This is a genomic window from Bacillus sp. FSL K6-1000 (assembly GCF_038630785.1).
Classification (GTDB): domain Bacteria; phylum Bacillota; class Bacilli; order Bacillales; family Bacillaceae; genus Bacillus; species Bacillus safensis.
The window spans coordinates 3,165,439-3,181,657 of sequence record NZ_CP152042.1; the positions used below are offsets into that span (position 1 = coordinate 3,165,439).

Annotated in this window: 14 protein-coding genes; 7 read left to right on the forward strand and 7 right to left on the reverse strand. The window is 40.1% G+C overall.

Annotated features, from left to right (window positions below):
* Positions 1 to 39 precede the first annotated feature (39 nt).
* The 4 genes from MHI46_RS16535 to MHI46_RS16550 are packed head-to-tail and all read right to left on the reverse strand — an operon-like array spanning position 40 to position 2,066.
* Positions 40 to 426, reverse strand: a complete 387-nt coding sequence (locus MHI46_RS16535; RefSeq protein WP_024423577.1) for a phage holin family protein — start codon at positions 424 to 426, stop codon at positions 40 to 42.
* Positions 427 to 621, reverse strand: a complete 195-nt coding sequence (locus MHI46_RS16540; protein WP_024423578.1) for a PspC domain-containing protein — start codon at positions 619 to 621, stop codon at positions 427 to 429.
* Between the two features lie 6 nt (positions 622 to 627).
* Entirely contained in the window at positions 628 to 1,719 is a 1,092-nt protein-coding gene (locus tag MHI46_RS16545; protein WP_342502959.1) for a DUF4097 domain-containing protein, read from the reverse strand.
* An 11-nt stretch (positions 1,720 to 1,730) separates the two neighbouring features.
* Positions 1,731 to 2,066: a membrane protein gene (locus MHI46_RS16550; RefSeq protein WP_041088094.1), complete on the reverse strand. Its 336-nt coding sequence runs from the start codon at positions 2,064 to 2,066 to the stop codon at positions 1,731 to 1,733.
* 197 nt (positions 2,067 to 2,263) lie between these two features.
* Between MHI46_RS16550 and MHI46_RS16555 the strand changes: the two genes are divergently transcribed.
* Positions 2,264 to 2,494, forward strand: a complete 231-nt coding sequence (locus tag MHI46_RS16555; protein ID WP_034281058.1) for a hypothetical protein — start codon at positions 2,264 to 2,266, stop codon at positions 2,492 to 2,494.
* A 34-nt stretch (positions 2,495 to 2,528) separates the two neighbouring features.
* Here MHI46_RS16555 and uvrA read toward each other — a convergent pair whose 3' ends face one another.
* The 3 genes from uvrA to MHI46_RS16570 all read right to left on the reverse strand — a co-directional run bounded on the left by uvrA (position 2,529) and on the right by MHI46_RS16570 (position 7,923).
* On the reverse strand, positions 2,529 to 5,405 hold the full coding sequence (gene uvrA / locus MHI46_RS16560) for an excinuclease ABC subunit UvrA (RefSeq protein ID WP_064497992.1): 2,877 nt from the start codon (positions 5,403 to 5,405) through the stop codon (positions 2,529 to 2,531).
* A gap of 7 nt (positions 5,406 to 5,412) precedes the next feature.
* The gene (uvrB, locus tag MHI46_RS16565) at positions 5,413 to 7,398 is read right to left on the reverse strand and encodes an excinuclease ABC subunit UvrB (protein ID WP_342502960.1); all 1,986 of its coding nucleotides are present in this window, start codon (positions 7,396 to 7,398) and stop codon (positions 5,413 to 5,415) included.
* Between the two features lie 279 nt (positions 7,399 to 7,677).
* On the reverse strand, positions 7,678 to 7,923 hold the full coding sequence (locus MHI46_RS16570; RefSeq protein ID WP_025093987.1) for a CsbA family protein: 246 nt from the start codon (positions 7,921 to 7,923) through the stop codon (positions 7,678 to 7,680).
* 281 nt (positions 7,924 to 8,204) lie between these two features.
* On the opposite strand from MHI46_RS16570, the gene MHI46_RS16575 reads away from it, so the two are divergent.
* From MHI46_RS16575 to MHI46_RS16600, 6 genes are all read left to right on the forward strand, one after another.
* On the forward strand, positions 8,205 to 10,736 hold the full coding sequence (locus tag MHI46_RS16575) for a PEP/pyruvate-binding domain-containing protein (RefSeq protein ID WP_260774904.1): 2,532 nt from the start codon (positions 8,205 to 8,207) through the stop codon (positions 10,734 to 10,736).
* 89 nt (positions 10,737 to 10,825) lie between these two features.
* A complete protein-coding gene (locus MHI46_RS16580; protein ID WP_260774905.1) occupies positions 10,826 to 11,398 on the forward strand; it encodes a TetR/AcrR family transcriptional regulator in 573 nt (190 codons plus the stop codon).
* A 40-nt stretch (positions 11,399 to 11,438) separates the two neighbouring features.
* The gene (locus MHI46_RS16585) at positions 11,439 to 12,773 is read left to right on the forward strand and encodes an MFS transporter (RefSeq protein WP_260774906.1); all 1,335 of its coding nucleotides are present in this window, start codon (positions 11,439 to 11,441) and stop codon (positions 12,771 to 12,773) included.
* Positions 12,774 to 13,049: 276 nt separating this feature from the next.
* Positions 13,050 to 14,033, forward strand: coding sequence for a surface antigen (locus tag MHI46_RS16590; protein ID WP_039181725.1), 984 nt, complete (start codon positions 13,050 to 13,052; stop codon positions 14,031 to 14,033).
* Positions 14,030 to 14,716 carry a response regulator transcription factor gene (locus MHI46_RS16595; RefSeq protein ID WP_039181727.1) on the forward strand — a complete coding sequence of 229 codons (687 nt, stop codon included), beginning with the start codon at positions 14,030 to 14,032 and terminating at the stop codon, positions 14,714 to 14,716. The genes MHI46_RS16590 and MHI46_RS16595 overlap by 4 nt, the downstream gene beginning before the upstream one ends.
* Positions 14,713 to 16,128, forward strand: a complete 1,416-nt coding sequence (locus MHI46_RS16600; RefSeq protein ID WP_260774907.1) for a HAMP domain-containing sensor histidine kinase — start codon at positions 14,713 to 14,715, stop codon at positions 16,126 to 16,128. Before MHI46_RS16595 ends, MHI46_RS16600 begins: the two co-directional genes overlap by 4 nt.
* Positions 16,129 to 16,219 lie beyond the last annotated feature (91 nt).

The window sequence follows — 16,219 nt, forward strand, 5'->3', positions numbered from 1 at the left end:
TGGAACGGAGAAACGATACAAATTTGCACAAAAAAACCGTTAGCTTTTTTTCGCTAACGGCTCTACGATTCCTTTTTGTATCAACAGATGGAAAATGGACAAAATGACAGCCATCCAAATGGCCGTTCCGAATCCATCTATGTTAAAGCTATCTCCCATAAAGCTCGATGTCATCATGAGTGTAATGGCATTGATGACAAATAAGAACAATCCTAGAGAAAGGACGGTGACTGGAAGCGTTAAAATGATCAAAAACGGCTTCACTAAAATATTGAGCAAGGACAAAATGATACTTGCCACAATGGCTGCGCCAAACCCTTCAATATACACGCTCCCGAGCCCAGGCAAAATGCCTGAATCAAAATATCCAGCAATGACGATTAAAAGTAATGCATTTACTAAAATACTGACGATCCATCTAAGCATTTATTTAGTGCCTTCTTCCGGAACAACAAAATACCATATGAAGTAGATCAGGAAGATCGGCATAAATGCTGTCAAAAATCCGATGATGACGGTTAAAATGCGAAGCAGCGATGCATCAACACTTAAATATTCCGCAAGTCCACCAACAACACCCGCTATTTTTTTATCTGTTGCTGAACGATAAAGTTTCTTCATGTAGAATCACTCCTTGTCTGATTGGTGCTTTACTTGTATTGAGCCTGTTTTTGTTTCTGCAAAAATGGATATACTGTGCGCCGCTTGTTGATTGGCTTTGATCATTTTCTCTTTTTGTAATGTTTCATTTTTTTCTTTAATCATCTCTGCATCAAGTAAATCGTGAGAGATAGACCCAAGATTGCTTTTCAGCTCAGCGGTCACTGCACATGCGCGCGGGATCTGAACGTCCACACTGCCTGTTGTCGTTTTCGCATAGATGGAACGGCACTTTTCATCTGACAGCTGAACCGCAATATTTCCGTTAAAGCTCTGGGCATCAATTGATTCACTTTTCCCGCGCAGGTCTATGAGCCCATTGATGGTTTCTACTTCAATCATACCACACTCGTGATCTGCCAGTTTGATTTGTCCGTTTGCTGTTTCAATTCCGACTTTTTCTGCCTGTAACGAGGCAAAAGAGACAACACCATTTGTGGTTTTCGCAGCAAGTTCTTTTGTCTTTAGCTTTTCCCCGCGAATCGGCCCATTAAACAGCTTGACCTTGATCTTATCATATTTGATACGCGGTACGTATAAAGTAACATTGACTTTCATTGTCTTCTTTTCGGTTCGAATAAAAAATTTATCTCCTTCAAGCCCGCAGTCCAATTGATTAAGAAATTGCTGTCTTGCCTGCTCTCCATCCTCTGCACGGTAGATTTTCGCATGACACTCTGCTCGAATATCTCGATCGTCCCAAGGCATCACGTTGAGGCTGCCATTCGCTAATTGAATATCTAAATGAGAGAGCGATGCGTCTTTGAACTGAAAAATATGCTCAACATCAACGGACTGTCCAAAGTTCAAATCAAGATCCACGTCTTTTACCTTTTTCACTGCAGTATCTAACCAGCCAAACAGCTTTGCCCCAAGATTTTCGGTGCCGTTTCCTTTACTCTCTGCTCCAACTTTTTCTTCATGAAAGGTGTGATCATCCGTAGACTTTTCTAATGAGACGGACTGACCTTCTTCTAATTTTTCTAACAGCGTAATTGCTTCTTTTGCTGATAATACCCCGTCTTCTACTAATTTTAAAATTCGTTCTTTTTCATTCATACAAAGCCCTCCTAAGATTTGATGGATTGAAGTACTTTAATACCTTGAATGATATTCCAAATGACAGAGATCAAAAAGCCAATGGCTACTAAAAAAGACAAGATGAACACCGTCATGACTGGAATGAGCGAGTCGCCTGCCTGTGTCGCCAATAAAAACGGGATAGACCCAAAAACCAATAGAATGCATGCTGCGACCGGCAAAAGATGTGACCATAATGCCCGCATCGCATGCCGTTTCGTTTCCTTTTGGTCTACTACAAAAACCGCCACGATCGGTACGATAAACGGCATAAAAAATACACTAAAGTAACAAATAGAAGCAATAATCGACTGATCTCTATTCATATATATTCGCTCCTTCATAACGAAAATTCCTTTCTAACTCATACGTTTATTGCGTATAAAAAGTTTCAAAATCATTCGATTTACATATGACCTTAGACACAAATTATTTCTTTTTGCACCTAAGAGTAGATTCTTCACAGATTACCCTTTAAAATATGTTGAAAAGATGGTGATTATCATTATAGGGGGTAATTATTTTGACAGATCATCATAATTCAAACCACACGGCTCAAACGCTTTTAGACCTTATACAGAAACAGAAAAGCATGAACAGCGATATGATCAAGGAGCTTGAGACCATTCATCCGTCTCATCCAAAGTATGGTGATATCCGTTATTTAAAGGTACTGCTCGACAGCAGCAGCACGCATATTTTAAAGGATTTAACGCACCTCAGTAATTTAATGCCGAAGGAAGATGTGCAATAAAAGAAAAACCCCTCGATAAAAAGAGGGGTTTTCTTTATGAAGAAGTCACACTTTCTGTTTCTTTGACCAGCTGTTTCATACGCTTACGGTCACGCTCTAAAATAGGCTTCAAGTATTGGCCTGTGTAAGATGCTTCTTCTTTTGCAATGTCCTCAGGAGTGCCGGAGGCAATGATCGTTCCGCCGCCTGCACCGCCTTCTGGTCCGAGATCAACGAGGTAATCAGCAGCCTTGATAATGTCAAGGTTGTGCTCAATGACCAGCACTGTATCCCCGTTCTCAACCAAACGCTGAAGCACTTTTAATAAACGGGCAATATCATCCACATGCAGACCTGTTGTCGGCTCGTCCAAAATGTAAAGAGACCTTCCGTTTGAACGGCGGTGAAGCTCAGATGCCAATTTTACGCGCTGCGCCTCTCCTCCGGACAATGTCGTTGCAGGCTGTCCAAGTGTAATGTATCCAAGCCCCACATCATAAATCGTTTGAAGCTTCCGCTTAATTTTCGGGATATTCTCGAAAAATTGGAGTGCGTCCTCCACCGTCATTTCCAGCACATCAGCAATGTTCTTCCCTTTATATGTGACCTCAAGAGTTTCACGGTTATAACGTTTCCCGTGACACACTTCACAAGGTACATACACATCTGGCAAAAAGTGCATTTCAATTTTAATGATGCCATCCCCGCGGCACGCCTCACAGCGCCCGCCTTTGACGTTAAAACTGAATCTGCCTTTTTTATAACCTCGTACCTTTGCTTCGTTGGTTTGTGCAAACACATCCCGCACATCATCAAAGACACCTGTATACGTGGCAGGGTTCGATCTTGGTGTACGGCCAATTGGAGATTGATCAATATCAATGACCTTATCCAAATGATCCATTCCTTTGATTTCTTTGTGCTGCCCTGGCTTCGCCTTCGCTCTGTGCAACTTTTGTGAAAGTGATTTTAATAGAATTTCATTCACAAGCGTACTTTTCCCTGAGCCGGATACTCCGGTCACAGCTGTAAAGACGCCAAGAGGAAACTTCGCATTCACGTTTTTCAGGTTGTTTTCTTTTGCACCTTTTATCTCAATATAGCGGCCGTCAGGCTTTCTTCTCTCAATTGGCAGCGGAATAAATTTCTCACCAGATAAATATTGTCCTGTTAATGATTTCGGGTCCTTCATGACTTCTTCTGGCGTTCCAGCTGAAATCACTTCTCCTCCATGAACTCCTGCTCCAGGTCCAATATCTATTAAATAATCAGCAGCTAGCATGGTATCTTCATCATGCTCGACGACAATCAGTGTGTTCCCGATGTCGCGCATGTTTTTCAACGTCCCAATCAACCGGTCATTATCGCGCTGATGCAGACCAATGGATGGTTCATCTAATATATAAAGAACACCTGTCAGCCTTGACCCGATTTGAGTCGCCAGGCGAATCCGCTGCGCTTCTCCACCTGATAGTGTGCCAGCCGACCGGCTCAAATTCAGATAATCTAATCCCACATTATTTAAGAAAGACAAGCGCTCTTTGATTTCACGCAAAATGAGCTGGGCAATCTGCAAATCTTTCTCAGACAACTCGATTTTTTCATAGAAATCAAGGGCATCAGAGACAGACAAATCGGTGATTTCTCCGATATGCTTGCCATTGATGAGAACCGCCAGCGTTTCTTTTTTCAGACGATATCCTTTACATGTCGGACATGGCTGATTCGCCATATATTTTTCCATTTGCTCACGAATATAATCAGAGCTGGTTTCTTTATAGCGTCGTTCAATATTACGAAGAACACCTTCAAACTCAATTTCATTTTCACGTACCTGTCCAAAATCATTTTCGTATTTAAAATAAATCCGTTCAGATCCGCTTCCATATAAAATTTTATCGAATAAATGCGATGGGATATCTTTCACTGGAATGTCCATGTCGATGCCATAATGTGTACATACGGCCTCAAGAAGCTGAGGATAGTATTGCGAGCTTTGCGGCTCCCATGGTGCAATGGCATGCTGACGTAAAGTCAGATCCTTATTAGGAATGACAAGCTCAGGGTCGACTTCTAGTTTGGAACCGAGCCCATCACAGCTCGGGCAGGCACCAAAAGGACTATTAAATGAAAACATTCTCGGCTCAAGTTCACCAATAGAGAACCCGCAATGCGGACAAGCATGATGTTCGCTGAATAACAGCTCTTCTTGTCCAATCACATCAATCATCACTCGGCCTTCGCCCAGCCGCAGCGCGGTTTCAAGTGAGTCAGACAGACGAGCAGCCACGCCTTCCTTCACCACAATTCGATCAATGACTACTTCAATGGAATGCTTCTTGTTCTTTTCAAGCTCGATATCTTCTGAAAGGTCTTCCATCTCTCCATCGACTCTCACTCGCACATAGCCCTGCTTCCGAATTTGATCAAGTACTTTCACATGTGTTCCTTTGCGGCCGGAAACAACTGGGGCAAGCACTTGTAATTTCGTTCTTTCAGGATACTCTAAAATACGATCTGTCATCTGCTCAATCGTTTGTGACGTAATTTCAATCCCATGTATAGGACAAATCGGTTTTCCGACTCGAGCATACAAGAGACGCAAATAATCATAAATTTCAGTGACAGTACCAACTGTTGATCTAGGGTTTCGGCTCGTCGTTTTCTGATCAATACTAATCGCCGGAGAAAGACCTTCAATGGCATCTACATCCGGTTTATCCATTTGCCCAAGAAATTGGCGTGCATACGCTGAAAGAGATTCAACGTACCTGCGCTGACCTTCTGCATAAATGGTATCAAAGGCAAGCGACGATTTTCCTGAACCAGATAACCCCGTAATGACCACTAGCTGGTCACGCGGGATATTCACATCAATATTTTTAAGGTTGTGGGCTCTAGCACCTTTCACCTCTATTCGTTCCATAGCCATCAGGCAATCATCCTTCCGCTTTTAGCTCTAGCAATAGATCTCTTAATTCTGCTGCTTTTTCAAAATCAAGCGCTTTTGCTGCATCTTTCATTTCCATCTCGACTTTTTCGATCACTTTTTCTCTTTCTTTTTTGCTCATTTTCGAAAGCTTTGGTGCTGCTTTTGTTTCGTATTCTTCCGAATCCTCATGTATCTTTGTTGCCTTAATAACATCTCGAATTTTCTTATGGATCGTTTGTGGGGTAATCCCAAATTTCTCGTTATATGCTTCTTGCTGTTCTCGTCTTCGCTTCGTTTCTTGAATCGCAATGTCCATCGATTTCGTCATATTGTCTGCATACATAATGACCCGACCTTCTGCATTTCTCGCTGCACGGCCAATCGTCTGGATGAGGGATCTTTCAGAGCGCAAAAAGCCTTCTTTATCCGCATCTAAAATGGCCACGAGCGACACCTCTGGAATATCCAGTCCTTCACGAAGAAGGTTGATTCCAACAAGCACATCATATTTACCGAGACGCAAATCACGGATAATCTCAATCCGCTCAAGGGTCTTAATTTCTGAATGCAGGTAATTTACCTTGATTCCGATTTCTTTTAAGTAATCAGTAAGATCCTCAGACATTTTCTTCGTCAGTGTGGTCACAAGCACACGCTCATTTTTCTCAACTCGTGAATGAATTTCTCCAATTAAGTCATCAATTTGTCCTTCAATCGGACGGACTTCAATAATTGGATCAAGTAATCCTGTTGGACGGATAATTTGTTCCACAACCTCAGGCGTTTTCTCAAGCTCGTATGGACCAGGCGTTGCTGATACATGAACGATATGATTGATATGCTTTTCAAACTCATCAAAGGTGAGCGGTCTGTTATCAAGTGCTGATGGCAGGCGGAATCCGTGATCAACCAACACTTGCTTTCTCGCTTGGTCCCCGTTGTACATGGCACGGATTTGCGGAATCGTCACATGCGATTCATCGACAACAATCATAAAGTCATCTGGGAAATAATCAAGCAGTGTGTAAGGTGTTGAACCAGGAGGACGCAAGGTCAGATGTCTTGAATAATTCTCGATTCCTGAACAAAAACCCATCTCTCTCATCATCTCAAGGTCATATCTTGTCCGCTGCTCAAGGCGCTGCGCTTCAAGCAATTTTCCATTTTCGAGAAGCTTTTCGAGCTGTTCTTCTAGCTCTTGTTCAATATTGATAATGGCTTTTTCCATTTTTTCTTCTCTTGTGACGAAGTGAGATGCTGGGAAAATGGCCACGTGGTCACGATCACCAAGTATTTCTCCGGTCAGCGCATCCACTTCACGAATACGTTCAATTTCATCACCGAAAAACTCCACTCTGATACAATGCTCATCTCGTGAAGCAGGAAAAATCTCAACGACGTCTCCTCTGACTCGGAAGGTTCCGCGCTGAAAATCTATATCATTACGAGAATACTGAATATCCACCAGCTTACGAAGGAGCTGATTGCGTTCAATCTCCATTTCAGTGCGCAAAGACAGCACAAGCTCTCTGTATTCCTCTGGCGAACCTAAGCCATAAATACAGGACACACTGGCAATGATGATGACATCCCTTCTCTCAAATAACGAGGACGTAGCCGAGTGTCTCAGCTTATCAATCTCATCATTGATGCTGGCATCTTTCTCAATAAATGTATCGGTCTGAGGTACATATGCCTCTGGCTGATAATAATCATAGTAACTCACAAAATATTCAACAGCATTATTCGGGAAAAATTCCTTGAATTCACTGTATAACTGACCGGCAAGTGTCTTATTATGCGCAATGACAAGCGTCGGTTTGTTCACTTCTTTGATCAGGTTGGAGACAGTAAAGGTCTTTCCCGTACCTGTAGCACCTAACAGCGTTTGATGCTGTTTCCCCTGATGGATCCCCTCAACAAGCTTTTCAATCGCCTTTGGCTGATCTCCTTGGGGCTGATAGTTAGAAACTAATTCAAAGCGGTCACTCACATCAAAGCCTCCGTTTCGTTACGAAATCTATCTAATGAATATATTATCATAAAAGAACACAAAAATACGAACTAAAGTTCGGCTCTCGCTTGATTTTTATTTCCAATACAGTCATACCCTCTCTCCCTTGGCAAATAACCCTCTTAAGAAAACCTTCCTTTCAGTATGGAACATTTTGGAGTGAGATATTCGATGAGCAGAAAAAGAAAGCTGTGCTTACTAGAAATCGTAAGCACAGCTCTTGTTTAAAACATGTCAGCTTTCAGCATTAAGATAACATCATTGATGTTTTTCAGCTTTTTCTCTCTTTTCGATTTCTTTTTTAGCCATAAACAAAGCCCCAGCTACTAAAGAAATAATATCTAATCCCACAATAAAGTAGGTTTCTGTATAGCCTTTCATATACGAAGCAAATAAAAGCGCTGCTGTTAACGCAATGCCTACGTAATGATTATAAGTAACCTTTGAAAATAAAATAACGAGCAGGAAAGGAAAAACTAGTGCAAATATGGCTTTTGTAATCACAAAAACCCTCCCTCTTCATGGTCTACTTCCTTGATTATAGTAAAGATTGGCATATTGAACAATTCACAGTTTTCAATTTTGCCTTTTTTCTTCATGTTCGGAGACTTTTCTTTTAGAAATAGCAGAAAATTAGTGAGATTGTCCCCTTTGTAAAGATAGGTCTTTCCGTCTTTGACAATAACATCCAATCAATTCTATGATTAAAATGATAGTGCGCACTATCATTTTAAAAAATAGAGAGACATACAAATCATTGGCTATTTGGATAAGGGGGCATTCCCATGTATTCAGTTTTATTTCATGCGGCTGAAGAATCCGCATCACTCGCAGGGGCAAAAGGCCTGAATTTAATTAAATTAAACAATCACGGCCTGCCAGTCCCAGATGGATTTATTATTAAAACCAACAGCTTTGAAAGCTTTCTTTCATATCACAATCTGCAGCCAGCAGAACAAAACCTTTCTCAAAAAATCAAAGAAGCATCGTTTCCTTCACAAATGGAAGCAGAGCTGATCTCGTCCTTTCAATCCTTGCGGAAGACTTATCCCTCAGTTGCAGTACGATCCTCTTCTGTTGCTGAAGATCTCGAAGGCGCCTCGTTTGCAGGACAGTACGAGACCTATTTAAATATCAAAACAAATGAAGAATTTTTACAGGCGGTCAAAGAATGCTGGTCTTCTTATTTTGCAGCGAGAGTCACAGAATATAAGGAAGAGATGAATGAAAACGAGGAAGAGATGCCGCTTATGGCCGTTGTCGTTCAAGGATTGATCCATTCTGACGTCTCCGGTGTCATCTTTAGTGAGAACCCCATATCGGGGAAACCAAATGAAATGATGCTGACCGCAAGCTACGGATTGGGAGAAGCAATTGTCTCCGGTCTTGTGACACCAGACACGTTTATTGTAGATAAAGAGAACTTTTCGATTGAAAAAACACTTGGGGCGAAAGAGCTACAAATTGTTCCTTTCCAAGAGGGTGTCATCGAGGAACCAGTAGCGGAGGAAATGGCTGGCCAGTTTTGCTTAAACGATGATCAATTGATAGAAATCGCACAAATCACAAAACAAGTAGAAGAACTTTACGGACATGGAGTCGATATCGAATTTGGAATTGCAGATGGGTCGTTTTATTTACTTCAAGCGAGGCCGATTACTACAGCTCTCCCAAAAGCAGTAAATGAAACAGCGGGTGCTTCTTTTCAAATGAAGCCAGATGAGCTGCAGGATTTCTGGATTTCAATGGATGATCATATGCCTGGCCCAACGAGCCCTCTTTTCTCAAGCCTGATCATACCAGCCTTAAAAAGCGGGATGAAGAAAAATGGAGAAAAGTATCAAGTACCTGATATGAACATCAAAGATATTAAGCTTTACAGAGGCCACTTATACTCAGCACCGGCACTCCCAGAAGCGCAAGAGGGAGCTGCACCCGTTTTTGATGAACGTATATTTGAGCTATTTCCGCATTTAAGTGAACGGATGTATGAGATTCTAGAGAAAAATTTCTTCCCATTTTACGAAAAACTCGATCGCCAAATGAATGAACCTATGACCATTGAAAAAGCCATCATCGGCTTTGAAGAATTAAAGGATTTTTACATTCAAGCATATGATGATCATTTTGATATCGTCACACCGCAAGTCATACTATCATCTATCATTGAAGACATGCTTGTAACATATACCGGTGATCAAACACAAGTCGTCTTGCTGCACGAAATGATGATAGGCGTGATGAACAAATCTCTTGAAACAGACAAGCTGCTATCTGATATAGCAAAGGATGTCCTTCAAGATCCAGAACTTCATCAGGCATTTATTCATCATGAAAAGAACCCGGACCTGTTATATGCACTCAATCAATCCGAAAAAGGGAAACATTTCATTTCGAAATTGGAGGATTTTCTCCAAGTTTACGGCTGGCGATCTGTTAAAAGTCATGACCTTACGGATGAGACTTGGGTAGAAAACCCGGAGTTTATATTAGATATCATCAGAAATAACATCCAGTCCCAATGTGATTTTGATGAAGAATTTGCAAAAGCAGTGATCAAAAGACAAGAGACGTATAAACATTTTATGAGTCAAGTGAAGGATGAGTCGTTTAAAACAAAATTTGAGACGCTGTATCAATTTGCCCTTCAAGCAGCGAATATCCGAGATGACCACCACTTCTACATTGATGCAATGTTAGATGCAAAAGCCCGGGTATATCTATTAAAAATTGGTGAGCTTCTCGCAAAAAAAGGAGCCATTCCTCATCAAGAAGATCTTTGGTATCTCTACGATGAAGAGGTACAAAAAGCGCTCACAACGTCTATCTCATTCGATTCGGTTATCCAGCAAAGAAAAATGGAAATGAAAGAAAATGAAGCCATTCAACCACCAGCTTACACTGGCACTCCAACTGAAGCTGAATTGCAGCAAGTGGAAAGAATGCTTGGTTCATTAAGAGAAAATGATAACAACACACACGATGTGATCCATGGAATTGGCGCATCCAGCGGTATTGTTTCTGGAAGAGTAAAAGTCATTACATGTGCTGATGAATTCTCACAATTTCAAAAGGATGATATATTAGTTTGTAAAACGACTACACCTTTATGGACGAGCTTATTTAGAGATGCGAAAGCAGTCATCACCGATGCTGGAGGCATTTTATCTCATTCAGCTATTATTGCAAGAGAGTATATGATGCCAGCTGTCTTAGGTACTAGAATAGCAACTGAAACACTTCAATCCGGTGACCTTGTGACCGTAGATGGCAGCAATGGGCGTATTCAGATATTAAAGCAGCATTCGCGTTCATAAACTTATCATTTGGATGATATTGGCGCTCATAGGTTTTATCGGTATACTTACTTTGTTGCAAACACATTCATAACCTGAGGTGAGTATGCTTGTTAAAATCTACAAATCAACGAATCATTCGCGCAACAATGGATTTATTAACTGAAAAGGGCTATCAAAAAACAACAACCAAAGAAATAGCAACAAAAGCGAATGTGAGTGAAGCAACTATTTTTCGCAACTTTAAAAACAAACGCGGCGTCATTGCTGCCATTATGAAAATGAAATCAACACCGACAAAAACCCTAGAAGCAGAATTTAAAGGCGATTTATACACCGATTTAAAGTTTCTCGGCACCTATTTCCTTGAAGATTTGACTTCAAAAAAAGAATTTATTTATATCAGCATGCGAGAACCAGCTATGTTTAAGGACTTAACCAGTCATGAAAAGATATATCCTCAAGAACTAAGAGAAATGCTGATACAATATTTCAAAAAGATGGGTGCCGAGCATCTTGTATTAAAAGGAAAAGAAGACATTTATGCAGACATCTTCATTAGTACGTATTTTGGATTTTTCATTCAGCAGCTAGAGCAAGATCTACAACTCGTGCTCACACAAAAAGAAGATTTTATTGAGATATGCACACACATTTTCATGAGAGGAATTTCTCCCGCTTAAAGGGTGAAATTCTTCTTTTTTACAAAAGGTGGTATACACATTGAGGTTAAAAAAAGAGAGTTTGGTCATCTATTCTTTGTTGCTTGGAGCTATACTAGTTCCAGTCAACTCAACGATGATCGCTGTCGCTCTATCATCCATTTCAACTTATTATAATCAATCCCTTTCAAACATCACTTGGGTTGTCACAATTTATCTTATTGTCATGGCAGTCACTCAGCCTATCGCTGGTAAGTTAGGAGATATATATGGACACCGGCGAATGTATTTAATTGGGGTCATGCTCTTTTTAATTGGCTCGATTGGATGTGCTTTAGCACCTAATCTAGCTTTTCTTATCACTTTTCGTTCCATTCAAGCAGCTGGTGGTGCTATTTTAACACCGAATAGCATTGCATTGATTCGTGCAACAGTATCCCCCGAAAAACTGTCTAAAACAATGGGATACTTTGGGTTTGGAGCCGGTATTGGTGCCGCACTTGGACCTTTTATTGGTTCGATTCTTATTCAGAGTTTTGATTGGCACTCTATATTCTTTGTAAATATCCCATTCTTGTTCCTTACACTTGTGACCGGCGTATTACTCATTCCAAAAATAAACCATACACGCTTACAAGCAAATGTGGACATCATTGGTTCATTGTACTTAACCATCGGGATTGCCACACTCATTCTATGCACAAAAAGCCATTTGCTAAATGAATACTTGATCTATGGAATTCTAGCGTTGATCGTCATTCCATTATTCTTTATACATGTACGGAAAGTAAAGAATCCGATCATCGATTTATCGCTTTTTAAAAACAGTTCATTTACAAATGCAAACCTGTCGATCATGCTAAGTAATTTTGTCATGTATGCCATCCTTCTAATTATGCCGCTGTTTATGGAGCAACAACTTTCACTGTCTCATACACAAAGCGGTATCATTCTATCGGTATTTTCTCTTTGCATGTCTATTAGTGGCTTGCTAGGGGCAAGACTCCATCCGAAAAAAGGCGCCAAAAAAATGATTGGCTTTTCATTTATCTGTCTCACTTTATCAGGGATCATGTTAATCACACTCAGTCAGTACCCTACCTTACCACTGCTTATCGTGACACTTATCGCAGGTGGAATTTCATCAGGGATTGGAATGACTAGTATGCAGATGGCTTCTTTAACGTCTGTTGATCAAAGCTTATCCGGTTCAGCATCTGGTATTTTCTCTACCTTTCGATATTTTGGCAGTATCATTTCGTCTACATTGATTGGGATCATGAGTGGTTTTCAATCTTTATTTATTGTATTAATGGGCGCAGGCATTCTTGGTTTCTTTTTATCTCAACGTGTAAAAACAAAATCAACCTCCCCATCATCTGAACATTCCGCCTAATGGCTCCCTTGCTCTATGTCTATTTAGAGCGAGGGAGTTTTTCATCATTTGTATCACTGTAAGCTATAGCAAGTGCATCTATCAAATCCTGAAAATCATCTTTTAAAGAAGGAAAAATGGCATATGGACAGACAAAAAAGGAACTTCAGGTGCAAATTGTCTCCCCTCACTCACCTAAAAACTCTTTTTCATTCTTTTCAGCATAGATAACTTCAATTTTTTTTCACAATTTTTGTGGTATGATTTTGAAAATAGAGAACGCAAAGGAGCGGAAGAATGGAACGTATGAAATATGTTTTAATCTGTTTATCAGCTCTACTTTTATTCTTGACAGGCTGTGGAAAAGAACAGCAATTTACACCGCCAGGCAGCTCTCAATCGATCGCTGTCATCTCTCAATTAAAAAAAGCCTCCTTTTCAATAGTTGATATACAAAAAAATAAAATGCTCTCTTCTGTGGATTTAAAACACCCACTTACTGATCTTATTCAAATTAATAAAGACGTCATCATCGCTACAAGTAAAGAGGGAGAATCCCTTATTGAAATCAATCTAAAAAATGGGACAGCAACAGATTATATGAATGTGGATAAAGGGCTGACTTCCCTTACATATGATGCAGCTTCTCATACATTAATTGCTGCAAATTCGCAGAAAAATGTCGTTTATTTTATTGATACGAAGAGTAAAAAAATAAAATCAACTGTGAAAACCGGAAAATTACCTTCTTCTATGACACTTTCTTCATCAGGTGTTTTATTTGTTTTAAATGCAGAAAGTCATACTGTCTCAGTTATAGATATTAAAAAGGAAAAAAATATACGTACGTTTTCTGTACTTGAACGGCCTTCTGGGATTCATTTTGATGGACAGTCCATTTGGATCGGCGGCCATGGTAAACAAGGTACCTTAAATAAAAGTATTCTTGCTTATGACCCTAAAACAGGCAAAAAACAGCGAGAAATAAAGCTAGGCGTTATGCCTGTTGCATTTTTTCCAGAGAAAAATTCTTCTACTTTATATGTACTATGTCATGGAGATCATACGCTATACAAAGTAGATACCAAAACAAATAAGCAGCTTGCTTCTGTTGAAACTGGTCAAAATCCGAATTATATCACCGCTGATACGACATCAATTTATGTGAGTAACTTGGATGACAACTCAGTATCCATCATCGATAAACACTCACTTATTATGAAAAATCAACTAAATGTCCCATCAGGACCTTATGCTATCGTGTTGGAGGAAAAGAAATGAAGGAACAAATGCGTATTTTAATCGTAGATGATGAGCTTGATATGCTTGAGTTAATCGGGTCTTTTTTAAAGAGACATGGCTTTCACATTACAACTGCGAATAATGGAAAAGATGCCTTGCATCAGCTTGAAAAGGAATCTATTGACCTTGTTGTATTAGATATCATGATGCCTGACATGGATGGATTTGAAGTCTGTCAGCGTATTCGACAAACATCTCAAATTCCAATTTTATTTTTAACAGCAAGGAGTTATGAGGAGGACCGAATTAGAGGACTTGAAATTGGAGCAGATGACTACATCATGAAACCTTTCAGTCTGCGTGAGCTTGCAGCAAGAATTGAAACAACCCTGAGACGAATTAGAGGTCTTTCGCTAAAGCGCAGCCGAATACAGATTGGTGACATGGAGATTGATCAAGATGGCAGACAAGTTTACCTCCATCAACAGCCCGTTAATTTAACAAGAAGAGAATTTGATTTACTCATGTTTCTTTTGCTCAACCAAGGACAAGTGTTTTCAAGAGAACACCTTTATCAAAAATTGTGGGAATCACATTCAACGAGCGGCTCTTTAAGAACAGTCGATACACATATCAAAACGCTGCGACTGAAATTAAAGGAAGCAGAACGATATATTAAAACCGTTTGGGGTGTCGGCTATAAGTTTGAGGAGGAAGAATGAAGCCATTATCGATTAAAAAGAAAGTACTCTTCTTAATCCTTGCAGTAATCGGAATCGTTGCAGCCTCAGCGCTTGCCCTTACCTTTTACTTATACCAGCATTTATATATTGATAAACAGATCGATTCCTTAAGTTTGCAAGGTAAGAAGCTGGCAGAAATCTATCACACACACGGGAAAGACAAGTATTTTACCGACAGAATGAAATGGGCAAATGACTCAAGTCAGGCGAACGTTATTTTTACAGATGATCCAATGGAACTTTCAAGTGGACTTCCTTTTGATACGGACACAAATGACAATCTCATTACGTTCAAGGAACGCCAAAAGCTCCTTCAAGGTGAAACCGTCGTGTTAATTAGAGAACACCCAAAGTTTCACCAAGATATTCTTGGCATCGCCATTCCTGTTTTCTCAAGCAATGATGATCTATCGGGGACTATTTTCCTCTCCATGCCCTTATCAGATGTATATGAACCCTTTGTTCAAATTAGATTGACGCTTGGTATATCCATCTTATTGATTATGCTCCTGATATTCTTGATCGGATATAAGAGCTCCAATAAAATTGTGCAGACCATTAATAAAATGAAAGAAATTGCAATAGAAATGGAATCTGGTGATTTTTCAAAACGAATGGCCGTAACCAAAAAAGGAGATGAGTTAAACCAGCTTAGCCGCTCCTTTAATAAACTGTCTTCAACTCTCGAAAAAGTTGAACAGCACCGCAGAGAATTTCTTGCGAATGTCTCTCACGAACTTAGAACGCCTTTAAGTTATATGAAAGGCTATGCAGAAGGAATTGAAGAAGGGATCATTGATCAAAAGAAAGGGATGCAAATCATCCAAGATGAGGCCACACGTTTAAGCCGTCTTGTGCACGATCTTTTAGATCTTGCACAGTTAGAAGGAGACTCTTATCCACTAACGATGGAGCCAATTGTCTTTGCACAGCTGATCCACGATGTTCTTGATCAAATGGCATTCGTCGCTGATAAGAAAAGCATTACTTTCAAACGAACGCTTGAAGAGGATTGTATTGTTTATGGTGATAGCGACCGTCTCCAACAAGTGATACGTAATTTACTGGACAATGCCATTCATTACACGCCATCTGGGAAATCAATATCAATTGAATTACAAGTTCACCAAAGTGTTGCTGAATTTAGAGTGACTGACGAAGGCAATGGTATTCCAAAAGAAGATCTTCCACATGTTTCTGAGCGATTTTATCGTGTAAATAAAGCACGAACAAGAAAAGATGGCGGCTCTGGCCTTGGATTAGCCATTGTCTATCAAATCATCAAAAAACACCATGGGACATTCAACATTCAATCTGAGCCTGGGTTTGGTACAACAGCCATCATTCAACTTCCCAATGCTCCATTCAATGAGAGCTCACCTACTCTATAGCTACTCACATACTTTACTCTCATTGGAATCACTATTTTATCTGATAAATTCAGTATCCATAGAACTTTCTACAACTTGAACAGCTCTTTTC